At 64.5% G+C, this 21295-nt stretch carries 18 protein-coding genes; 10 read left to right on the top strand and 8 right to left on the bottom strand.

What is annotated here, in order from left to right; translation table 11 throughout:
* Positions 1-320 precede the first annotated feature (320 nt).
* Positions 321-2072, top strand: a complete 1752-nt coding sequence (locus HZF03_RS10060; protein WP_104513096.1) for an ATP-binding protein — start codon at positions 321-323, stop codon at positions 2070-2072.
* Between the two features lie 4 nt (positions 2073-2076).
* Here HZF03_RS10060 and HZF03_RS10055 read toward each other — a convergent pair whose 3' ends face one another.
* A complete protein-coding gene (locus tag HZF03_RS10055) occupies positions 2077-4005 on the bottom strand; it encodes a TonB-dependent receptor (RefSeq protein WP_234832191.1) in 1929 nt (642 codons plus the stop codon).
* 821 nt (positions 4006-4826) lie between these two features.
* Between HZF03_RS10055 and HZF03_RS10050 the strand changes: the two genes are divergently transcribed.
* Positions 4827-5306 (top strand): MgtC/SapB family protein, encoded by a 480-nt coding sequence (locus HZF03_RS10050; protein WP_119017856.1) that lies wholly within the window; start codon positions 4827-4829, stop codon positions 5304-5306.
* An 8-nt stretch (positions 5307-5314) separates the two neighbouring features.
* Here HZF03_RS10050 and HZF03_RS10045 read toward each other — a convergent pair whose 3' ends face one another.
* On the bottom strand, positions 5315-5938 hold the full coding sequence (locus tag HZF03_RS10045) for a ParB-like protein (protein ID WP_011157579.1): 624 nt from the start codon (positions 5936-5938) through the stop codon (positions 5315-5317).
* Between the two features lie 196 nt (positions 5939-6134).
* Between HZF03_RS10045 and HZF03_RS10040 the strand changes: the two genes are divergently transcribed.
* The 8 genes from HZF03_RS10040 (at position 6135) to HZF03_RS10005 (ending at position 14221) form a co-directional block, all read left to right on the top strand.
* Positions 6135-6488 (top strand): hypothetical protein, encoded by a 354-nt coding sequence (locus tag HZF03_RS10040; RefSeq protein WP_011157578.1) that lies wholly within the window; start codon positions 6135-6137, stop codon positions 6486-6488.
* A 166-nt stretch (positions 6489-6654) separates the two neighbouring features.
* Positions 6655-6936 (top strand): acyl carrier protein, encoded by a 282-nt coding sequence (locus HZF03_RS10035; protein ID WP_011157577.1) that lies wholly within the window; start codon positions 6655-6657, stop codon positions 6934-6936.
* 27 nt (positions 6937-6963) lie between these two features.
* Positions 6964-7434: a 3-hydroxyacyl-ACP dehydratase FabZ family protein gene (locus tag HZF03_RS10030; RefSeq protein ID WP_011157576.1), complete on the top strand. Its 471-nt coding sequence runs from the start codon at positions 6964-6966 to the stop codon at positions 7432-7434.
* Positions 7427-8635 carry a beta-ketoacyl-ACP synthase gene (locus HZF03_RS10025; RefSeq protein ID WP_119017855.1) on the top strand — a complete coding sequence of 403 codons (1209 nt, stop codon included), beginning with the start codon at positions 7427-7429 and terminating at the stop codon, positions 8633-8635. The genes HZF03_RS10030 and HZF03_RS10025 overlap by 8 nt, the downstream gene beginning before the upstream one ends.
* A 10-nt stretch (positions 8636-8645) precedes the next feature.
* Positions 8646-9926 carry a beta-ketoacyl-ACP synthase gene (locus tag HZF03_RS10020; RefSeq protein WP_011157574.1) on the top strand — a complete coding sequence of 427 codons (1281 nt, stop codon included), beginning with the start codon at positions 8646-8648 and terminating at the stop codon, positions 9924-9926.
* A 96-nt stretch (positions 9927-10022) separates the two neighbouring features.
* Positions 10023-11045: a zinc-binding dehydrogenase gene (locus HZF03_RS10015; RefSeq protein ID WP_012495539.1), complete on the top strand. Its 1023-nt coding sequence runs from the start codon at positions 10023-10025 to the stop codon at positions 11043-11045.
* Positions 11045-11977, top strand: a complete 933-nt coding sequence (locus HZF03_RS10010) for a lipid A biosynthesis lauroyl acyltransferase (RefSeq protein ID WP_119017854.1) — start codon at positions 11045-11047, stop codon at positions 11975-11977. Before HZF03_RS10015 ends, HZF03_RS10010 begins: the two co-directional genes overlap by 1 nt.
* A gap of 285 nt (positions 11978-12262) precedes the next feature.
* A complete protein-coding gene (locus HZF03_RS10005) occupies positions 12263-14221 on the top strand; it encodes a B12-binding domain-containing radical SAM protein (RefSeq protein ID WP_104513090.1) in 1959 nt (652 codons plus the stop codon).
* Positions 14222-14236: 15 nt separating this feature from the next.
* On the opposite strand, the gene HZF03_RS10000 is transcribed toward HZF03_RS10005, so the two are convergent.
* The 6 genes from HZF03_RS10000 to HZF03_RS09975 all read right to left on the bottom strand — a co-directional run bounded on the left by HZF03_RS10000 (position 14237) and on the right by HZF03_RS09975 (position 21276).
* The gene (locus tag HZF03_RS10000) at positions 14237-15376 is read right to left on the bottom strand and encodes a hypothetical protein (protein ID WP_119017853.1); all 1140 of its coding nucleotides are present in this window, start codon (positions 15374-15376) and stop codon (positions 14237-14239) included.
* Positions 15377-15488: 112 nt separating this feature from the next.
* Positions 15489-16604, bottom strand: coding sequence for a polyamine ABC transporter substrate-binding protein (locus tag HZF03_RS09995; protein ID WP_119017852.1), 1116 nt, complete (start codon positions 16602-16604; stop codon positions 15489-15491).
* A gap of 7 nt (positions 16605-16611) precedes the next feature.
* Positions 16612-17769, bottom strand: a complete 1158-nt coding sequence (locus HZF03_RS09990; protein ID WP_119017851.1) for an aminotransferase — start codon at positions 17767-17769, stop codon at positions 16612-16614.
* A 22-nt stretch (positions 17770-17791) separates the two neighbouring features.
* Positions 17792-18154 (bottom strand): rhodanese-like domain-containing protein, encoded by a 363-nt coding sequence (locus HZF03_RS09985; protein WP_085977293.1) that lies wholly within the window; start codon positions 18152-18154, stop codon positions 17792-17794.
* 173 nt (positions 18155-18327) lie between these two features.
* Positions 18328-20217: a potassium transporter Kup gene (locus HZF03_RS09980; RefSeq protein ID WP_119017850.1), complete on the bottom strand. Its 1890-nt coding sequence runs from the start codon at positions 20215-20217 to the stop codon at positions 18328-18330.
* Positions 20218-20451: 234 nt separating this feature from the next.
* Positions 20452-21276, bottom strand: coding sequence for an OmpA/MotB family protein (locus HZF03_RS09975; RefSeq protein WP_011157565.1), 825 nt, complete (start codon positions 21274-21276; stop codon positions 20452-20454).
* Between the last annotated feature and the right edge of the window lie 19 nt (positions 21277-21295).

Raw genomic sequence — 21295 nt, 5'->3', positions numbered from 1 at the left:
TCCGGGTATCGGTCTGTGGTGGCGATTCCACCATTCACCGATCCTCCAATGCGGCATCACGTCCTCTCGCCAAAACCTGGCGCATTTGATCGTCGCCGCATCGTGTCATCGTCAACAGCGCGTTAATCCGGATCGCGCGAACATCGTTCAAATGACGTACTGTGCCGTCCGCGATTACCTCAAAACAGCACCGACGTGGCTGCGCCATGCACCGAATTTGATCAATTGTCGAAAGGATCGGGGAGCGCTCACTTAACAGTTTGTCCAGCAACGCTGCCCATAGTCACGCTCGAAATTCCTCATCTGTGAGTTTGCGAGACATGGCAGAAGCTGTTGCTCAAGGGGCGTTCGGCAAGGTGATCTCGGTGCGCGGCTCCGGTGCGCGTGTCGGGCTGTTGCCGTCGAGCCGGCTGGTGCCCTCTGCCGTACGCGCCACCGTGGGCCGCTTCGTCAGTATCCGGACCGCAAGCTCCACCATCATCGCGATCATCACCGAGGTGTCGAGCGAGAACCTCGCCGAGACCGACGAGCATATCGCGGTCGCGTCGGTCGATCTGCTCGGCGAGATCCTGCCGGGGCCGCTGCGGCCGAGGTTCCAGCGCGGCGTCACCAACTACCCGACCATCGGCGACTCGGTGGACCTGATCTCCAGCGACGACCTGCGCATCGTCTATGAGCCGACTGGCTCCGACCAGATCGATGTCGGAACGCTGCAGCAGGACCCATCGGTGATCGCCTATGTCGACATCGAAGAAATGCTGTCGAAGCATTTCGCCGTGCTCGGCTCGACCGGCGTCGGCAAATCCACCGGCGTGTCGTTGCTGCTCAACGAGATCCTCAAGTCCCGCCCGGCGCTCCGCATCTTCCTGCTGGACGTCCACAACGAATACGGCCGCAGCTTCGGCGACAAGGCGCTGGTGCTCAATCCGCGCAATCTGAAGCTGCCGTTCTGGCTGTTCAACTTCGAGGAAATCGTCGACGTGCTGTTCGCCGGCCGCCCCGGCGTGCCCGAAGAGCTCGACATCCTGGCCGAGGTGATCCCCGTCGCCAAAGGCCTTTACGTGCAATACACCAGCACCGACCGGCTTGGTCTGAAGCGGGTCGATCCGAAGTCGATCGGCTACACCGCCGACACGCCGGTGCCATATCGCCTCGTCGACCTGATCTCGCTGATCGACGAGCGCATGGGCAAGCTGGAAAACCGCTCCTCGCGCATCATCTATCACAAGCTGATCTCGCGCATCGAGACTGTGCGCAACGATCCGCGCTACGCCTTCATGTTCGACAACGCCAATGTCGGCGGCGACACCATGGCGGACGTGATCAGCCATCTGTTCCGCCTGCCGGCCAACGGCAAGCCGATGACGATCATGCAGCTCGCCGGCTTCCCGGCCGAGGTGGTCGACTCGGTGGTGTCAGTGCTGTGCCGGATGGCATTCGACTTCGGCCTGTGGAGCGACGGCGTGTCGCCGCTGCTGTTTGTCTGCGAAGAGGCCCACCGTTACGCTGCGGCCGACCGCGCCATCGGTTTCGGCCCGACCCGCAAGGCGGTGTCACGCATCGCCAAGGAAGGCCGCAAATACGGGGTCTATCTCGGCCTCGTCACTCAGCGCCCGGCCGAACTCGACGCGACGATCCTGTCCCAGTGCAACACGCTGTTCGCGATGCGGCTCGCCAACGACCGCGACCAGTCGCTGCTGCGTTCGGCGGTGTCCGACGCCGCCGCGAACCTTCTCTCTTTCGTTCCCTCGCTCGGCACCCGCGAAGTGCTGGCGTTCGGCGAAGGCGTGGCCCTTCCGACCCGCCTGCGCTTCAAGGAAGTGCCGGCGCATCAGCTGCCGCGCAGCGAGGCTGCGATCTCCACCGTGCCGTCGGCGGCCGCAGGCAACGACATGCACTTCGTCAGCGCGGTGCTTGAGCGCTGGCGCGGCGCCACCTCGCATCGCGACGTGCCGAACGATCCGGGCATCGCCGAGCGCCCGCTGGCGCGGACGCTGGACGCTCCGATGCTGCAGCCCTCGCTCGGGCTCGATCCGGATCGGTTTTCTCTGCTGAAGAAGCCGCTGCGCTGAGACCTCAGAAGTCGAAGCTCGCCGAGACCAGATAGGTCCGCGGCGCGCCGGGGCTGAGAATGCCGCGACCGGTCGTGGCCCAGTAATTCTCGCCGGTGACGTTCTGGACGTTGGCTCGCAGTGTCACAGGAACTCGGTCGATCTTGGTGGTGTAGCGCACGCCGAGATCGAGCGTGGTCCAGGCTGGAATGCTCTGGGTGTTGGCCTGATCGTAGAACTGCGACGCGGTGTGGATCACCCGGCCGGTCATGGTCACGCCGCGAGCGGGCCCCGGCAGGTCGTACTCGCCGTAGAGATTGAGCTGCATCGTCGGGACACCAACCGCCGTATTGCCGTTGTAGGCGGGATTCGACGCTTTCGTCAGCACGCCTTCGATCCAGCTCACGCCGCCGACGACACGCAATCCCTGGATCGGCTGCCCGAACACGTTGAGTTCGACGCCACGATTGCGTTGTTCGCCATTGAGCGCAAACACCCCGGTGGTCGGATCGAGGAAGCCGCTCGGCTGCTTGATCTCGAAGCCGGCAACTGACACACCGACCGGGCCAAAGTCATACTTCGCGCCGGCCTCGACCTGCTTCGACACTGTCGCGGGGAAGCTCTGGTTGAGGTTGACCGCATTGGTCGGCGGCGCCGTCGAAGTCAGACCTTCGATGTAGTTGGCGTAGAGCGACAGCCGCTCGATCGGCTTGATGACCAGACCGGCGCCCGGAGAAAATGCATCGTTGCGCGCATCGGACGTCACCAGGCCCGTCACCGGGCTCAGCGTCTTGGCGTCGATGCCCTGCCAGCGACCGCCGATCGTCAGCTCGACGCGATCATTCAGGATCGACATCGTATCGGCGATGGCGATGCTGCGGTTGAAGCGCTCCGCTGTCGTCGGCGAGGTCCGCGGCAGTCCGGCATCGCTGCGCGGCGGCGCGTACACCGGATTGTAGATGTTCGAGGTGATCGTCCCCCCAACCGGAATGTTGGTCAGGCCGGTATCCTGCCAGAGGCCGGACGCCGCGACGCCGACCCGGTGCTTCACCGGTCCGGTGTCGAACTGGCCGCGCACCCCGACTTCGCCGGTGTTGCTGTGGGTCTGGAACGGGGTGAGCTGGATCGTATCGCGGTAGTCGCCGCGCGCGTTGATGATCGACGGCAGACCGCCGAAGTAGACCTGATGAAATTCACTATGGCCGTAGGCGGCATAGACGGTGAGTTGATCGGTCAGATCGTACTCGGCACGGATGGCGGCCGATTTGTTGTTGCTGTCGCGATATTCCCACGGCTGCTGCTGATTGATCCGCAGATCCGGCGCTTGCGGGATCGGAAAGCCCGGCAGCACCGAGCGATTGCGCAGCGGCGAATTGAAGTCGACCTTCTGATAGCCGAGGTCGAGGCCGACCCGCAGGCGTTCGCCACGGTAGTCGAGCGCCAGCGAGGTGACGCCGTACTCTTGTTTCTGGTTGTCGATCGGCGTGCTGCCGGACTGATACGCGCCGTTGAAGCGGATGCCCCACTCGCCATTGGTGCCATAACGCCGGCCGACATCGATGGCGTTGTAGCTCTGCGCGTTGGAGATGAATCCGGTCGTGAACCGCGTCAGCGGCACGTCACCGGCGCGCTTCGGGATCAGATTGATCGTCCCGCCGATGGTCCCGAACGGCGGCATGCCGCTCAGCATCGTGCTCGGGCCGTGCTGCACTTCGACGCGTTCGATCGGCTCGAGCGCCGGATTGAAGGAGTCGGCGACGCCATACAGGCCGTTGAAGGCGATGTCCTGAGCGAACACCGGGAAGCCGCGAATGAAGAAGCCCTGGATGCCGCTGTAGGCCGGCACGTTGGAGCGCACGGAGGGATCGTTGCCGAGCACGTCGAGCAGCGTTCGCGACTGCTGATCCCGGATGAGCTTCTCCGTGAAGCTGGTAAGGCTGAACGGCGTCGACATCACGTCACGGTTGCCGAGGAGACCCACGCCAGCACCGCGCGCGACCTGATCTCCCGGAAAGCCAGCCGGCAAGGTCGCCTGCAGAGCGCCTGCCGAAACCGGGCGAGGCTGCGCTGTGGCGCTAGCCGGGTTCGGGGCCCGTCGGCTGGCTGTTGATCGCGACACTTGCGACGGCCTGCGCTGCGGGGACGTCGTCGCGGCACGACGTCGCGACGTCTCGACGACGATGGCAGGTAGTGATCGTCCTGTCGCACTCGCAGGAGATTCAGTTGAAGCACTCGGAGCGGAAGCCGGCGCAGGAGCTTCTTGTGCAGCGGCCGTATGGGAGATGAGGAGAACCGACGCGCAGACAAACGACAGCGCTCCCGCTGCCGGGAAATTCAGGTCCTTCAACGTGCCCCCCAAAAGATCTTCAGCCGGTGATGCCGACTCGTGTGCTCGCCCATGCAGATCACTAACGGCAGGGCTCCGATAAGCAGACGGCGGTAACGGGCGCCACTAGAACCGTTCTAGCGATGTGTTGACGACAACGGAGCTGCGCGTGTGTAAGCGTGATTTTCCTTTGATGTGAGCGCACGACCGCACCCGGGATGCGAGGAAGTGTCGCACCTACGCGCCCGCTGATGGTCGAATGGAATATGTGTCCCCGGGAGCCTGTGAAGATCGCCCAACACAACCTGTTCCGCGCGAAGAACAGATTTCCGGTCAGCGCGTTCGTCGGAGCCAGCGCGTGCAGCGGTCAAGCCGGATTTGTCGGCCGCCCCCGTCGCCGCCGCGCGATGCACCATTGAAGCTGCGTTCGGCACGAGGGAGGACTAGCGTTGCTACCCTGGTGGGACATCCTGCTGCGTCTTGGCGTCGCCGCGATTGCCGGCGGCCTGATCGGGCTCAACCGCGACCTCAAGAACAAGCCGATCGGGATGCGCACGCTGGCGCTGGTGGCGCTCACCTCCGCACTGCTGGTGGCGCATGCCGATCATTCGGCGACCAGCGATCAACTGTCCGATCCGACCAGCCGCGTGATCCAGGGCATTCTCACCGGCATCGGCTTTCTTGGCGCCGGCGTCATCGTCCGCAGCGGCAACCGGCTCGAAATCCACGGACTTACGACCGCGGCATGCACCTGGCTCGCCGCCGGCATCGGAATTGTCTGCGGTGCCGGCCAGTGGCTGATCGTCGGCGTGGCGCTGACGATCACCTTCGCGGTGCAGATCGGCGGACATCCCGCCGAGCGGCTGCTCCATCGCCTGCTCGGGGGCGCCAAGGACGAACGCGGCCATAGCGCCGCGCCCGAAGACTAAGGCTGGTATCAATCGTCCGCAGCGGGTCCGCACCAGCCGGGCAGATAGATCGCGTCTTTGCTCTTGGCGAGCGCCAGCGCTTTCTCAGCCGCATTCTGGAAGTTGGCGGTGACGCTCTTGCGCGACAGGCGCCGGCGCAGGAAATCGGCCCACAGGAATTCGCTGAACGGCGTGGTGTCCTTGGCGTAGCCGCCGACGCGGCGCAGTTCGCCGGCAAGGCTGCGGAATGGATCGTCCTTCAGACCCGCGACGGTCTTGGGAATCTCGCGGTAGTGATGCCGCTCGCCCTTGGCGTCGTACGGATAGACCCAGCGCCGGCTGTCGAGCACCACCCAAAACGCCTCGCGGTCGACCATGCTGAGGTCGGCGATCACCGTCACCAGCACTTCCTTGACGCCCTCGTCGTGCAGGGCCCGGGCCAGATGATGATGATCGATCACGTAGTGCGTCTTGCCGGGGCCGAGCACCACCGGAATCATGTGATTGCCGAGCAGTTCAGCCTGTTTCTTCGGTTTGTGCTGGCGCCAGCGCAGCCGCTTCTCCTTCACCTCGCGCATCCCAACCGTCATCTGAGTCGGGCGCAGCGACAGGATCGGGATCGTATGCAGCAACGGTTCACGCGGATTGGTCATCGGTGCGGCTCCTGAACTGCCAGGTTCCCACGGAGTATGGCACGGCCCTGACCGCTCGCAACGCGGGACACCAACTAAAGGCCAGACACGCCCGGCCGGCCTGTTGCATCCGGTCTATTGCGGAGTTTTCCCGAAATCGTATCCTCACTAGGATGATCGGGTCGAACCCGTTCCGGGCGACGGCTGGACGGCAGCGATGAAGAATCTGCGCATCACCCTCCCCGATGAAGACCACCGCGTATTGCCGTTTCGGCCGCGCGACGCCGTGCCTGTACCGGCGGCAGAAGATGGCGGTCGCCCCTCCGCAACCATTCTGCCTTTCCGGAGAGAGATGCCGCAGCTCGAGCACGATCCCGACGAGTCCGGCCGCGACGACGCCCCGGACGATTTCCGCCACCGGATGCTGACCAATATCGCCGCCTTGGCGCTGACCATCACGCTGACGGTGGTCGGGATCTGGCTCGCCACCAGCATCGCCGATATGCGCCGGACTCAGGACTGCGTGCTGATGGGCCGCCACGACTGTGCAGCCATCGCAGCGCCGCGCTAGATTCGCCAAAGCTTCCCGTCGGTTGCTCAAAACCCACGCAAGGCGTGGATTTGCCCGCCATTGAACTCGGGGCAGCGCTCCGTTATACGGGCAATCGCCTGTCACCAGGATGACGGCTGAAGCCGCCGTAAATCGGCCATTTCCGACATAATATCAAAGGCTTAAAATGACTTCCACATTCGATCGGGTGGCCACCATCATCGCGGAAACCTGCGACATTCCGCGTGAGACGATCACCCCGGAGAGCCATGCGATCGATGACCTGGGGATCGACAGCCTCGATTTCCTCGATATCGCGTTCGCGATCGACAAAGCTTTCGGTATCAAGCTGCCGCTGGAGAAGTGGACCCAGGAGGTCAACGACGGCAAGGCGACGACCGAGCAGTATTTCGTTCTCAAGAATCTCGCCGCCCGCATCGACGAACTGGTTGCCGCCAAGGGCGCGTAGTGGCGCGGTTCGGAAGCCGCCCACGCCATGAACCTTGAATATTTCCACCTGATCGACCGAATCGCCGAGCTTCGCCTTGCTGACCGCAGCATCACGGTCGAGGCTCGGGTGCCCGAGACCAGTACGATCTTCGAAGGCCACTTCCCCGGCTACCCGCTGATGCCGGGCGTGCTCTTGATCGAGACCATGGCCCAAAGCTCGGGCTGGCTCTTGATCGCGCTGATGCAGTTTCAGCGCATGCCGTTCCTGGCCGCGGTCAAGGAAGCCAAGATGCGCACCTTCGTGACGCCCGGCGAGACGTTGTCGATCGACGTCTCGGTGGTGCACGAAGGCTCCGGCTTCACGGTGACCGAAGCGAAGATCAAGAGCGGCGGCAAGCTGGCGTGCAATGCAACGCTGACGTTCCGCCACGTCCCGTTTCCGCATCCCGATCTGCGCGGGCATATGGAAGCGATGGCGAAGCAAATCGGATTTCCGGAGCAGATGATCCATGGCTGACACCACCACGTCCCGCGCCGAACCGATCGAAGCCTGGATTACCGGCATCGGCCTCGCCACCTCGCTGGCAGAGGGGCTCGACGCGCATTGGGATGCGCTGACCGAACGCCGGGTGAACGTCGATACCGCGGCCTTTGCCCCCTACGTGGTGCACCCGCTGGCACCGCTCAGCTTCGACAAGCAGATCCCCAAGAAGGGCGATCAGCGCCAGATGGAAGCCTGGCAGCGGATCGGCACCTATGCGGCCGGTCTCGCGCTCGAGTCCGCCGGGATCAAAGGCAACACCGAAATCCTGTCGCGGATGGACATGATCGTCGCGGCTGGTGGCGGTGAGCGCGACCTTGCGGTCGATTCCGCCGTGCTCAACGCCGAAGGTTACGGCACCGTGCCGCCCAGTGCGCTCAACGAGCGCCTCATGAACGACCTGCGCCCCACCCTCTTCCTCGCCCAACTCTCCAATCTGCTCGCCGGCAACATCGCGATCGTGCACGGCGTCACCGGTTCGTCGCGCACCTTCATGGGCGAAGAGGAAGCTGGCGTCGACGCCGCGCGGATCGCGCTGGCGCGGATCGCAGCGGGCCAGAGCGACATCGCGCTGATCGGCGCCGCCCAGAACGGCGAGCGCAAAGACCTGCTGATGCTCTACGAGTTCGGCGACTTCAATCTGAAGGACAACTACGCGCCTGTGTTCGCGCGCGGCCCGAAGGGCGGCTTCGCGCTCGGCTCGGGCGCGGCATTCCTGGTGATCGAGTCGAAGGCGCACGCCGAAGCACGCGGCGCCAAGCCCTATGCGCGGCTGAAGAACGTCGTCGCCGACCAGTCGCGCCGACGCAACGCCGGCGACGTCACAGCGTCACTGGAGAAGCTGTGGTCGCAGCTCGGCCCGCGCGACGGCGCAACCGCGATCATCACCGGCGCAACCGGTGCCGAGCCGGTGACCGCGGAGGAAACCGCATTCCTGCGCAATTACGCCAATGCGCCGGTGCGCGGCACCGCGACGCCGTTCGGCCACGTGATGGAAGCGCAATTCCCGCTCGGCATCGCGCTCGCAGCGCTGTCGCTGTCGCGCGGCGCGCTGTATCCGCCGAACGACCCGACCGGGCTCGAAGTTGAAATGGGTAGCACCCCCGACCAGATTGTCGTGATCGGGGCGGGCCACTGGCGCGGCGAAGGCATGGCGCTGGTCGAGGCCGTTCGGTAAGGGGGACGCAATGACCGTGACGCGGGACAAATTCGGCAGACCGATCGTGGTCGTCACCGGCATGGGCGTGGTCACCTCGCTCGGCGCCGGCAAGAACGACAATTGGGCCAAGCTCACCGCCGGGGAATCCGGCATACGCACCATCACCCGCTTTCCGATCGACGGGCTGAAGAGCACGATGGCCGGCACGGTGGACTTCGTCCCGGTCGAGCCGTTCTCCTCGGTCGTGCTCGGTGAAAAGCTCGCCGACCTCGCCACCGAAGAGGCGATCGCGCAGTCGGGCATCGGCCGCAAGGGCGACTTCCCCGGCCCGCTATTTCTCGCGGTCGCGCCGGTCGAGCTGGAATGGCTGCCGCGCCAGGAGCTGGCGCGCGCCACCGGCGCCAACACCGCGATCGATTACGATGCCCTGCTCCGCGTCAGCGGCGGCGGCACCTTCACGCAGTATCATCGTCGCTTCCTGTTCGGCTCGGTCGCCGATCATCTCGCCGACACCTTCGGCACCAAGGGTTCGCCGATCTCGCTGTCGACCGCCTGCGCCTCGGGCGCGAGCGCGATCCAGCTCGGTGTCGAAGCGATCCGGCGCGGTGAAGCGGATGCTGCGCTGTGCGTCGCGACCGACGGCTCGGTCAACGCCGAAGCGCTGATCAGGTTCTCGCTGCTATCGGCGCTGTCGACCCAGAACGATCCTCCGCAGGCCTCCTCGAAGCCGTTCGCCAAGAACCGCGACGGCTTCGTGATGGCCGAAGGCGCCGGCGCGCTAGTGCTGGAGAGCTACGAGTCGGCGGTGGCGCGTGGCGCCTCAATCCTCGGCGTGATCGCCGGATGCGGCGAACTCGCCGACAACTTCCACCGCACCCGCTCGAGCCCGGACGGCAAGCCGATCATCGGCTGCATCAACAAGACGCTGGCCGACGCCGGCATGAGCGTCGATCAGATCGACTACATCAACGCTCACGGCACCGGAACGCCCGAGAACGACAAGATGGAGTATCTCGGCATCTCCAGCGTGTTCGGCGAACGGGCCTCATCCCTCCCAGTGTCGTCGAACAAGTCGATGGTCGGCCACACGTTGTCCGCCGCAGGCGCGGTCGAAGCAATCTTCTCGCTGCTGACGCTGGAGCATCAACGGATTCCGCCGACCATTAACTACGACGTGCCGGACCCGGCGATCCCGCTGGATGTGGTGCCCAATCAGGCCCGCGACGCCCGCGTCACCGCGGTGATGTCGAACTCGTTCGGGTTCGGCGGCCAGAACGCCTCGCTGATCCTGACCCGCGAACCGGCCTAATTGCCCGTGAGTCGCAGTTCCGGCCGCCGCGGTTGACGCAGCGGCCGCCAGCGGCGATACGCAGGGCGCAAGCCTCCAACCGTTCGGACGATACCCATGCGCGCGCTCACCCTCGTTGCCGACCGCAATCTCGTGGTCGCCGACCTGCCGTCTCCCCCGTCCCCGGCGGCCGGCGAGGTGCAGGTCCGTATCGCCGCGGTGGCGCTGAACCACATCGACGTGTGGGGCTATCGCGGCATGGCCTTCGTCAAGCGCAAGCTGCCGATCGTCGTCGGCGCCGAAGCCTCCGGCACGATCGAAGCCGTCGGCGACGGCGTCACCACCTTTAAGCCCGGCCAGAAGGTCGTGATGTACGGCGCGCTGACCTGCGGCCACTGCAAGGCGTGCCAGGAAGGCCGCGACAATCTCTGCGAAAACGTCGGCGGCCTGATCGGCTTCCATGTCGACGGCTTCGCGCGCGAGCTGATGAACATCGCGGCGCGGCTGGTAATCCCGGTGCCGGACGCCGTCGACCTGCGCGATGCCGCCTGCGCCCCGATCGCCTTCTCGACCGTGCAGCACATGCTGTTCGACAACGCCAAGCTGCAGCCGGGCGAGACCGTATTGGTCCATGCCGGCGGCTCCGGCATCGGCACCGTCGCGATCATGATGGCGAAGGCGATCGGCTGCACGGTGATCACCACCGTCGGCGACGATTCCAAGATCGAGGGCGTCAAGAAACTCGGCGCCGATCACGTCATCAACTATCGCCAGGATCGCTTCGAGCACGAGTGCCGCAAGATCACCAAGAAGAAGGGTGTCGACGTGGTGTTCGAACACGTCGGTGCCGACACTTTCAACGGCTCGCTGCTCAGCCTGAAGCGCGGCGGCCGGCTGGTGACCTGCGGCTCGACCTCGGGCCCGACCACGACCCTTAACCTGATGCAGCTGTTCCAGCAGCAGTACAAGATCTTCGGCTCGTTCGGCGCGACGATGAAGAACATCGCCGAAAGCCTCGACAAAATGGCGGCCGGGATGCTGCCGGTGATCGACACCGAAGTGCCGCTCGACGATGTCGGCGCCGCACTGAAGCGTATGGAAAGCCGTCAGGTGTTCGGCAAGATCATCGTCCGGTTCTGATGAAGGTCGCCCTGTATCGCGCCAAGCTGCGCGCCCACCGCGCGGCCAAGGGCCTTGTCGGCAAGATCGTCGGCCCGGTGGCGATCGGGGCGCTGCATCTGGCGCGGAAATTCGATCCCGACAAAAGTGCCCGGCTGTTCGGCGCCGTCGCCCGCAAGTTCGGCCCCCGCTTTCCGGAGCAGCGGATCGGCCGTGACAATCTCACCGCGGCCTTTCCAGAGAAGTCGCCGGACGAGATCGAGGCCATTCTGGCCGGCGTCTGGGACAATCTCGGCCGGTCCGCCGCGGAGTTCGCGCATCTCGACGCAGTGTGGGACTATGATCCCGAGCACCCGGAGCGCAGCCGCATCGAGGTAACGGAGCGGTCGCTCGAACTGTTCGAGAAGCTGCGCGACGACGGCAAGCCGGCGCTGATCTTCGCCAGCCATCTCGGCAATTGGGAGCTGCCCGCGGTCGCCGCGGTCGCACACGGCCTCGACACTGCCGTGCTGTATCGCCGCCCCAACATCGAAGCCGCCGACCGTATCGTCGAGGAAATCCGCTCGGTGAAGATGGGCCAGCTCGTCGCTGCCGGATCGAGCGCGCCGTTCAAGCTGGCGCAGGCGCTGCAGGACGGCAAGCACGTCGGCATGCTGATCGATCAGCATTTCACCAAGGGCGTCGACGTCACCTTCTTCGGCCGCACCGCGAAGGCCAACCCGCTGCTGGCAAAGCTGCTGCGGCAGATCGAGTGCCCGCTGCACGGCGCCCGTGTCATCCGCCTCCCCGACGGCCATTTCCGCGCCGAGTTGACCGAAGAGGTCCAGCCGATCCGCGATGCCGACGGCCGGATCGACATTCAGGGCACCATGCAGGCGTGCACCTCGGTGATCGAAAGCTGGATCCGCGAAACACCCGAGCAATGGCTATGGCTGCACCGCCGCTGGCGGTAGCGATCGGCGTAGTTGGCGCTTAGTACGGCTGAGACTCTTGGTCTGTCCGAATTCCGCTTAGTTTGCTCATTATCTGCTTCATGCCATCAGGTCTCAGGGCATGACGAGTTGCAGAACCTCAGCTTCGCTGGCCTAATCTGCTCACGCACTGAAGCCTTGGCTCACGCTTGGAACCGACGGAACCGGCCCCATGCGGCCGGGCGTCAACTTGACCGATTCCGGTATTAACCGCACAGTGACGCGCGCAAATCAGTTTGCGGTCATCCACCGGGATCGAGGCAATACATGGAACTTCCAAGGCGTGCCCGTGGTGACGAACTCCTGGTTCCCGGCAAGATGGCCAGCTTGCGAGCGCGATTGCGCCGGCTGTCGGGGCAGCATGACCTGACGACCGTCATCGTCAACGCCTTCGATCATCGCACCCGAGTCCTGCCCTTTGTTCTCGCAGATACCCGGATGGCGCCCGGCGGCGTCCGGGCGATTGGGTCGGCACTCGCCGATGTCGGTTTCGACAAGACCCGGATCGTGCTGCAGCAGTGGAACCGGAACTTCAGCCCGCTGCAAATGCGACTCGACGGCCGGATTCCGGACCTGTTCCTGGTCTCCAGCATGCATCTGCATTCCGCCGAATGCGATCGCCTGATTCGCGAGGCCTGCCAGATCGATCCGGACAAGCGCCCCCTGATCATGGTCGGCGGTCCCCGCATTCGCTACGAGCCTTGGCATGTGTTTGGCGGCACTCGCGATGCGACATGGTCCGCCGATGTCGCCGTCACCGGTGAGGAATACGTCTTCCTCGAACTGCTGGACGTGCTGCTGTCGATGCGCGCGGCCGGCGAGTCGATGCGCTCGGTGTTCCAGCGGGCCCGCGATGGCGGCGCACTCGACGAGGTGCCGGGGATCGTCTATGCGCGTCGCTCCTCGCGGAGCGGTCCGATCGAAGAGCTGGTCGATACCGGCGTACAGCGCCTGCTCGGCGATCTCGACGAGCTACCCGACCCGGTGCACGGCTACAAACTGCTGGAGGCCCCGAGCAACAGTGCAACGCTGGCGAGCCAGGCGCTGCCGATCAACCGGGTGAAGCGCCATAGCCCGATCGCCAGCATCGTGATGACCGCGGGCTGCAAGTTCCGCTGCTCATACTGCCCGATCCCGGCCTACAACCAGTCCCAATTCCGCGCCAAAAGCGGCGAGCGCATCGCCGAGGAAATCGGGCAGATCGCCAGCACTTTCGGCATCTATCACTTCTTCGGCGCCGACGATAACTTCTTCAACGACACCAAGCGCACGCTGGACATCGCCGGCACGCTGGCGCGCAAGCGCTCCGAACGGCCGTTCTGCAAGGTGCGGCTCGGCACCGAAGTCACGGTGCACGACACCGTCGGGATGCGCGATCACCTGCCGCTGATCCGCGATGCGGGCTTTGCGGCGGTGTGGCTCGGCGTCGAGGATATGACCGCGACGCTGGTGAAGAAGGCGCAGGACAAGGACAAGACCCAGCTCGCCTTCAAGCTGCTGCGCGAAAACAACATCCTGCCGATGCCGATGATGATGCATCACGACAGCCAGCCGTTGGTGACCTGGAAGTCGAACTACGGCCTGATCAACCAAATCAGGCTGCTGCGCAAGGCCGGCTCGATCAGCACGCAGGTGATGATGCTGACCCCTGCCCCCGGTTCGAAGTGGTACGAGAACGTGTTCGAATCCGGCATGGCGTTCAGCCGCGCCGGCGACATCAAGGTCGAGCCGCATATCATGGACGGCAACTACGTCGTCGCCTCGAAGCACCCGCGGCCCTGGCTGAAGCAGCTCAATCTGCTGCTCGCCTACACCTATTTCTTCAACCCGATCCGCTTCCTCAGCGCGCTGGTGTTCTCCAAATCGGCCGACGTGTTCTCGAGCTCCGAAACCCGCCCCGCCCACGAGGTCGCGCATTTCTCACCGGCCAAGCGGATGCGGCGTCGGGCCTGGCTGAAATTCCGCGCTCATATCGTCGATGCCGGCGCGCAGATCTACGGCATGATCGGGCTCGCCCACACCTACCGGCGAACTGCCGGCTGGGCGTGGCGGCTGCTCCGCGGTGACATCGAGCGGCACGACCGCGCCCCGGTCAGCCCGATCCCGATGCGGGGCGTCGGCGACAAGCCATCCGATCACGCGCTGCCGGGAACGGTCGATTTACGGGATCTCGAGCAGGTTGCTCTCCACGGCGCGCCAGCGCCGAAACTGGCGAAGACCGCCTGACAGCAGGCCGCCGCGCTAAAACGAGTACTCCATACCGACCGTGACGCCTTGAAGAAGCGTCGACGAGCGACAATCGACACCTGCTGCCGTCACGCTGCTGAACGTCGTTGCGGTCGCCTGAACTTGGGCCGTAGCCAACGCTACGCGTCCGAGCCACAACGCTTCGTATCCAAGCTTGAGAGCGACGTGATCGCTCAGCCGATATTTCGCCGCGATGCCGCCCTGTCCGACGAAGGCGGCCCCGTCGGTCGCCGCGTAAGTCGGGTAGATCTGCTTCTGCATGCTGACCTGCGCGGTTTGCGTCGCGTGGTTGTCGAAAACACCAGCCTTCAGTACGGCATCCACCGAGACGCGATCGATCTCCCACAAGGTCGCTCGCACGCCGACTTGAACGCCGTAGAGGTTGTTCGTCGTCGAGCTCGTCCAGAACGGCGGATTGATCACGACCGGGCTGCCGGGAACCGGAACGGCATCGGACAGCCGGCTCGGCACTCTGAACTTCCACATCGGCTGGCCGAGATCGGCCGGATCCAGCGTCCCTTGCAACTGATCGTGCAGTTGCAGCCAGCGAACACCTGCCAGCAGCGTCACGCGCGGCGTTATCTCCAGCCGCGCATTGGCCTCCAGACTGTGCAGCCGGGTATCGTCCTGCCACACCATCGCTTGAAACGCATAGTCCTGGGTCTGCCAGAACGTACCGGGCGCTTTCATCACCAACCATTGTCCCGGCGTCTCCGGGCCGGCGCTTCTTGATGCCTTCAGCCCGAGCACATTGAAGTAGGATAGCTCGACGCCATAACCCGATGGGTCTCGGTAGCTGATACCGATCCTCGGGCCCGCGGCCAAGCGCTGACTGAGTTGATTGCTGTTCAGCACCTCGGCACCGGGGACGTTAGTCGTGTTCGGGCCGACCGGTGTCCACCATGGCACGTCGCCCGGCACGAGTGCGATCAACGATTGATTGCCAGTCCCTTCGCGGCCAAGCACCAATGCTTCGGCCGAAACGGTCCAGCGCGGAGCCCAGCGCTCTCGAAGCCGATCGCCCGCGCCGGCCGTCCCCGTGATGCCGGTGAAAACAGCAAGACTACACAGCCCGCGGGCGGCCAGAGAACAGCCGCCACGAAGTCGCGTGAGGGATCGGATCGCCATTTGCATGAGCCGATCCTGCGCCCGCTGAGGCCGATTCGGGCACTCGTGCGCCTACGCAGTTTGTAAGGTATCGATGCTCGGAATTACTCCCGTACCCATGAGCGATCGATACCGGCCGTCAGCGTCCCGTCTTCACCCGGGTCCACAGCCGGTTGATGGTGCGCTGTGTCGCCGGATCACGTGCGGTAATCACGAACAGCCGGCCCTGTGTGGCGGCGTCCGGATAGATTGCCTTGTCGTTCAGCACGCGGGGATTGATGAAGTCCTGGCTGGTCTTGTTGCCGTTGGCATAGGACAGGAAGTCCGAATTGCGTGCGGCGATGTCCGGCCGGTACAGGAAGTTGATCAGTTCGTGCGCTTCGGTAACGTTCTTGGCGTCGGCCGGGATCGCCAGATTGTCGAAGAACATCTGCGCGCCCTCCTTGGGGATCGCATAGCCGATCTCGACGCCGTTATGGGCTTCGGCGGCGCGCGACTGCGCCTGCTTGATGTCGCCCGACCATGCCACCACCAGGCAGATCTCTCCGGTCGCAAGCGCGTTGAGATATTCGGACGAATGGAATTTGCGGACCGACGGCTGAACCTTGCCGACCACCTCGGCAGCCTTCTCCAAATCGTCCTTATTGGTCGAATTCGGATCGCGGCCGAGATAGGTCAGCGCGGCGGGCAGAATGTCGTCGGCGGAATCCAGCATGTGGACGCCGCACTCCTTGAACTTCGCCAGGTTCTCCGGCTTGAAGATCATCTCCCAGCTGTCGATCACGGCACCCTCGCCGAGAATCCGCTTCGCCGCGGCGACGTTGTAGCCGATGCCGGTGGTGCCCCACATGTAGTTGACGGCGAACTGATTGCCGGGGTCATACAGCGCCAGTCTATCGGTGACGAAATCCCAGGCGTTCTTCAGGTTCGGCAGCTTCGACTTGTCGAGCTTCTGGAACACGCCGGCGGTGATCTGCCGCTGCAGGAAGTAAGCCGTCGGCACCACGACGTCGTAGCCCGACTTTCCGGCGAGCAGCTTGGTCTCCAGCGTCTCGTTGGCGTCGAAAGTGTCGTACACCACCTTGATGCCGGTCTCGCGGGTAAAATCCTCGATCACGCCCGGCGCGACATAGTTCGACCAGTTGTAGAAATTGACGGTGCGGTCTTGCGCCCAGCCAGGCAGCGTGAGCGACACCGACAGAGCGATCCCCGCGCCCAGAGTCAGCAGTCGCCGCCGCATCGTATCCCGCATCATGAAATCCCTAGCGCCCGTGAACCGCATCCGACAGGCGCTCGAGGGCGGTGTCGAGCGTCTGATCCTTCTTGGCGAAACAGAACCGTACCACCGAGGTGACAGGCTCTTCCTCGTAGAACGCCGACACCGGAATCGCCGCGACCTTGTAGTCGGTGACGATGCGCTTGCAGAACGCCTCGTCGGTTTCGTTAAGGCCGAGCGGCGACAAATCGACGGTGAGAAAATAGGTCCCTTGCGAGCGGATCACCGGAAAGCCGATACTGGACAACCCCTGCGCCAGCCGATCGCGGCTGCGGGCAAGGTCCTTGCGCATCTGCAGGAAGTAATCGTCGCTCTTGCCGAGGCCGTAGGCCACGGCGGCCTGCAGGTTTGGTGCCGTGGTGAACGCCAGGAACTGATGCACCTTGGCGGCCACCCGTAGCAGCCTGGGCGCGGCGCAGACGAAGCCGACCTTCCAGCCGGTGAGCGAGAAGATCTTGCCGGCCGAGCCGATCTTGATGGTGCGGTCGCGCATTCCGGGGATGGTGATCAGCGGGATGTGGTTGAGACCGTCGAAGGTGACGTGCTCCCACACCTCGTCGCAGATCGCCACCGCGTCGAACTCCTGGCAGAACCGCGCCAGCAATTCGAGGTCCTCGCGCGGATACACCACCGCGGCCGGGTTGAGCGGATTGTTGAAGACGATCGCCTTGGTCTTGGCGCTGAACACCCGCCGCAGCGATTCTTCGGTGATGCGCCAATGCGGCGGTTCGAGACGGACGAGGCGTGGAATGCCACCGGCCTGCCGGATAATAGGCAGATAGGAGTCGTACACCGGCTGGAACACGATCACTTCGTCGCCGGGCTCGACCACCGACAGAATGGCGCTCGCCAGCGCCTCGGTGGCGCCGGAGGTGACCATCACTTCGGTCATCGGATCGAGCTGGACGCCATGCCAATGCGCGTAGTGCGTCGAGATCGCCTGACGCAGCTCCGGCAGCCCCATCATCGACGGATACTGGTTGTAGCCGTTCAGCACCGCGTCGGCGGCGGCGCGACGGATGTCCTCCGGCCCCGGATCGTCCGGAAAGCCCTGGCCGAGATTGATCGCGTCGTTGTCGCGCGCGAGCTGCGACATCGCTTCGAACACGGTGACAGGCAGATCGGCGAAGACCTTGTTGCTCATCGGATGGCGGTCATCGTACGGATCAGTGACCCGGCTTGGTCGGCAGACCAGCCGCCTTCCAACCCAGGATGCCGCCGGCGAGGTGCCGGTTATAGGGCAGCCCGGCCGCCTGGGCGGCCATCGACGCCGTCACCGAACGCTTGCCGGAGCGGCAGGCGAACACGACCTCTTTGCCGGCCGGATCGGGGATCGCCTTGGGGTCGAAGGTCGACAGCGGAACAACCACGGCGTCAGGATAGGCCTCTACGGCGACCTCGTTGGGCTCGCGAACATCGACCAACAGATAGCGCCCATCGGCGATACCCTTGGCGACCTCCTGAGGGGTCAAATCTTCAACCTGGCCTGCCACTTTCTTTTCTCCCGCAATCGCACTGCCTGGATCCATGAGCGCAACAACGAGAACGAGGCTCGGCCATTGCGGCGCCAAGGTTGCGCCTAGCGCGAGGAAAATCAAGCTTCTCAACGAGATCATCGGCATGTTTGCTGGATAGGCGCAGCGAGCCGCGAAAGCATTGCAGCTTTTGGTCGAAGCCGGCCGCCCTGCCCTCGCGCCGGCGGCTAGATGGTGACCTGCGCGCCGACCTCGACCACCCGGCCGGTCGGGATCTGGAAATAGTCGGTGGCGTCGTTGGCGGACTTGGCAAGAGCGACGAACAGCTTGGTCTGCCACCGCCACATCTCGGATTGCGCGGCCGGTTTCAGCGAGCGCCGCGACACAAAGAACGAGGTCGACATGATGTCGAACTCCCAGCCGAGTTTGCGCGCCAGCACCAGCGCCTTCGGCACGTTCGGGGTTTCCATGAACCCGAACCGCAACGCCACCTTGCTGAACTTCTCGCTCACCTTCACCAGCCGGATCCGGTCGGCCGCTTCGACCCGCGGGGTGTGCATCGTCTCGATCGTCAGGATCACGTTGTGCTCGTGCAGCACCTTGTTGTGCTTGAGATTGTGCAGCAGCGCCGGCGGGACAAATTCGGCGTCGGCGGTCAAAAACACCGCGGTGCCCTTGACGATGTGCGGCGGGTGTTTCTCCAGGCTGCCGATCAGATCGTCGAGCGGTACCTCGGCACGACGTGACTTGATCATCAGCAGCGCGACGCCGCGCCGCCAGGTCCAGATCACCGCGGCCATCGCCAGCCCGAACAGCAGCGGCACCCAGGCGCCGTCGAGCAGCTTCAGCAGATTGGCGCTGAAGAACATCGCATCGACCAGCACCAACGGCAGGATGACCAGCGCCGCAGCCGGCCAACTCCAGCGCCACAGCTTCCAGATCACCACGAAGCCCATGATGCCGTCGACCACCATCGTGGTGGACACCGCAATGCCATAGGCGGAGGCGAGCCGACTGGACGTCTGAAACAGCAGTACCAGCAGCAATACGCCGGTCAGCAGCAACGCGTTGACGCGCGGCAGGTAGATCTGCCCGGCATTGGTCTCGGAGGTGTAACGCACCTCGAACCGCGGCAGCAGCCCGAGTTGCACCGCCTGGCTGATCAGCGAGAACGCGCCGGTGATCACCGCTTGGCTGGCGATCACCGTCGCCGCCGTCGCCATCAGCGTCAGCGGCAGCACCAACGCCTCAGGCACCATCTTGTAGAACGGATTTTCCAACGCCGCCGGATTGGACAGCACAAGCGCGCCCTGGCCGAAGTAATTGATCAGCAGAGCCGGCAGTACGAAGCCGAGCCAGGCGGTCTGAATCGGGCGACGGCCGAAATGGCCGAGATCGGCGTACAGCGCCTCGCCGCCGGTGACGGCCAGAAACACCGCGCCCAGCGTTACCAGCCCGATGGTGCCGTGGCTTGCGAGGAATTGCGCCGCGTACCACGGGTTGATGGCGGCCAGCACCGATGGATCGTCCATGATGTGCATCGCGCCCATCGCCGCCAGCGTGGCGAACCACACCAGCATCACCGGGCCGAAGAACCGCGCAACAATCGCCGTGCCGTGGCTCTGCACGCCGAACAACAGAACCAGGACCAGCACCGTCAGCGGGACGACGTAGTGTTCGAGCGCGGGGGCCGCGATCTTCAAGCCCTCGATCGCCGACAGCACCGAGATCGCCGGCGTGATCATCGAGTCGCCGATGAACATCGAGGCGCCGATCACGCCGAGCACCAGGAGAAACAGGCTGCGGCGGCCCAGCGCGCGCCGGCCGAGCGCCATCAGCGACAGCGTGCCGCCCTCGCCGTTGTTATCGGCGCGCAGCAGCAGCAGCACGTACTTGGCGGTGACGACGATCAGCAGCGCCCACAGAATCAGCGACAGCACCCCGAGCACCAGCACCCGGCTTGCCGGTGCGCCGCCAGCCGCGCCGGCGACCGCTTCGCGGAACGCGTACAAGGGAGAGGTGCCGATATCGCCGAAAACGACGCCGATCCCGCCGAGGGTGAGCGCCCAAAAGCCGGTTTGTTCAGGCGCTTCGGTGGTTGCCGCGCTGAGGGCCATGCTGCCGTAGAACGCTCGATCGCAGGATTTGATCCAAGGGCCGCTGCGCCACGCCGGCAAGCGCTTAAAAGACAGAGCCTGCCACCGTGGCGCGTCTCAGGCTAGCGGCCCGACCGCAGTCGATGCAACCAGAGGCTGCCGAATATCGACCCCATCAGATTCGGATGACACGCGATGAAGCCGAGGCCGTGCTGACGATAAAGGCTGGCCGCCACAACCGGCCGGGTGAAACGCCTACGGCTTCATGCCGGGCGGCAACGCCGGGCTTTCACGCATCAGCGTGATGGTCACGCGGCGATTGGCGGCGATCGACGGGTCGTCGGGAAACAGCGGCTGGCTGTCGGCCTTGCCGGTCACGGCGAAGATGTGTGAGCCGGGCAGCCCTTCCCGCTCCAGAATCTGGCGAACCGAATTGGCGCGGTCCGACGACAGGTCCCAGCCATTATAGTCGCTACGCTCCGGCATCAGGCCGGACGAGGTGTGGCCGACGATGGTGACCCGCAGCGGGGTGGCGCGCAGCGGCACGGCGAGCCGCTGCAGTAGCAGGCGGGTGCGTTCGAACGGCACCTTGGAGCCGTCGGCGAACATCGAACGGCCGTCCTGATCCATGATCTCGAGGTTGAGGCCCTGCTTGGTCTCCTCGAACATGATGTTCTTCGACAGCTCGCTGATCTCCGGCATGTTCTGCAGAGCCTGCCGGAGCGACGCAGAGGCCAGCGCGAACTCGCGGTCCTCTTTGGTATTGATGCCTTCGTCGCGCGTCACTTCGCCGGGCGACGGCTTGGCGGTCGACAGTTCCGGATTGACGTGCTCGGTGTTCTTGACCTTGCCGCGGGTCGGCAGACCGTCGTTCTCGATGATGCCGGAGTAGCGCGCGTCGTTCTGCACGCCAAACGCTTCGCGCATCGAGCCGGCGACGATCATCAGCTTGGCTTTGTCCTGGGTCGAGAACGCGACGAGCATCACGAAGAAGCTCATCAGCAGGCCCATCAGGTCGGCGAACGTGACGAACCAGCCGTGGCCACCGGCATGCTCTTCGGCTTTCTTCTTTTTGGCCATGGCGCCTTCCGACGATCGG

This window comes from Rhodopseudomonas palustris (genome assembly GCF_013415845.1).
Taxonomy (GTDB): domain Bacteria; phylum Pseudomonadota; class Alphaproteobacteria; order Rhizobiales; family Xanthobacteraceae; genus Rhodopseudomonas; species Rhodopseudomonas palustris_F.
Note: the sequence above shows the minus strand (reverse complement) of the source record. Positions and strands in the feature narration are given on the sequence as shown.

Coding starts and splice junctions, on each gene's coding strand:
- HZF03_RS10060 (WP_104513096.1), top strand. CDS start 321: ATGGCAGAAGCTGTTGCTCAAGGGGCGTTCGGCAAGGTGATCTCGGTG.
- HZF03_RS10055 (WP_234832191.1), bottom strand. CDS start 4,005: ATGTCGACGCCGTTCAGCCTTACCAGCTTCACGGAGAAGCTCATCCGG.
- HZF03_RS10045 (WP_011157579.1), bottom strand. CDS start 5,938: ATGACCAATCCGCGTGAACCGTTGCTGCATACGATCCCGATCCTGTCG.
- HZF03_RS10040 (WP_011157578.1), top strand. CDS start 6,135: ATGAAGAATCTGCGCATCACCCTCCCCGATGAAGACCACCGCGTATTG.
- HZF03_RS10035 (WP_011157577.1), top strand. CDS start 6,655: ATGACTTCCACATTCGATCGGGTGGCCACCATCATCGCGGAAACCTGC.
- HZF03_RS10030 (WP_011157576.1), top strand. CDS start 6,964: ATGAACCTTGAATATTTCCACCTGATCGACCGAATCGCCGAGCTTCGC.
- HZF03_RS10025 (WP_119017855.1), top strand. CDS start 7,427: ATGGCTGACACCACCACGTCCCGCGCCGAACCGATCGAAGCCTGGATT.
- HZF03_RS10020 (WP_011157574.1), top strand. CDS start 8,646: ATGACCGTGACGCGGGACAAATTCGGCAGACCGATCGTGGTCGTCACC.
- HZF03_RS10015 (WP_012495539.1), top strand. CDS start 10,023: ATGCGCGCGCTCACCCTCGTTGCCGACCGCAATCTCGTGGTCGCCGAC.
- HZF03_RS10010 (WP_119017854.1), top strand. CDS start 11,045: ATGAAGGTCGCCCTGTATCGCGCCAAGCTGCGCGCCCACCGCGCGGCC.
- HZF03_RS10005 (WP_104513090.1), top strand. CDS start 12,263: ATGGAACTTCCAAGGCGTGCCCGTGGTGACGAACTCCTGGTTCCCGGC.
- HZF03_RS10000 (WP_119017853.1), bottom strand. CDS start 15,376: ATGCAAATGGCGATCCGATCCCTCACGCGACTTCGTGGCGGCTGTTCT.
- HZF03_RS09995 (WP_119017852.1), bottom strand. CDS start 16,604: ATGATGCGGGATACGATGCGGCGGCGACTGCTGACTCTGGGCGCGGGG.
- HZF03_RS09990 (WP_119017851.1), bottom strand. CDS start 17,769: ATGAGCAACAAGGTCTTCGCCGATCTGCCTGTCACCGTGTTCGAAGCG.
- HZF03_RS09985 (WP_085977293.1), bottom strand. CDS start 18,154: ATGGATCCAGGCAGTGCGATTGCGGGAGAAAAGAAAGTGGCAGGCCAG.
- HZF03_RS09980 (WP_119017850.1), bottom strand. CDS start 20,217: ATGGCCCTCAGCGCGGCAACCACCGAAGCGCCTGAACAAACCGGCTTT.
- HZF03_RS09975 (WP_011157565.1), bottom strand. CDS start 21,276: ATGGCCAAAAAGAAGAAAGCCGAAGAGCATGCCGGTGGCCACGGCTGG.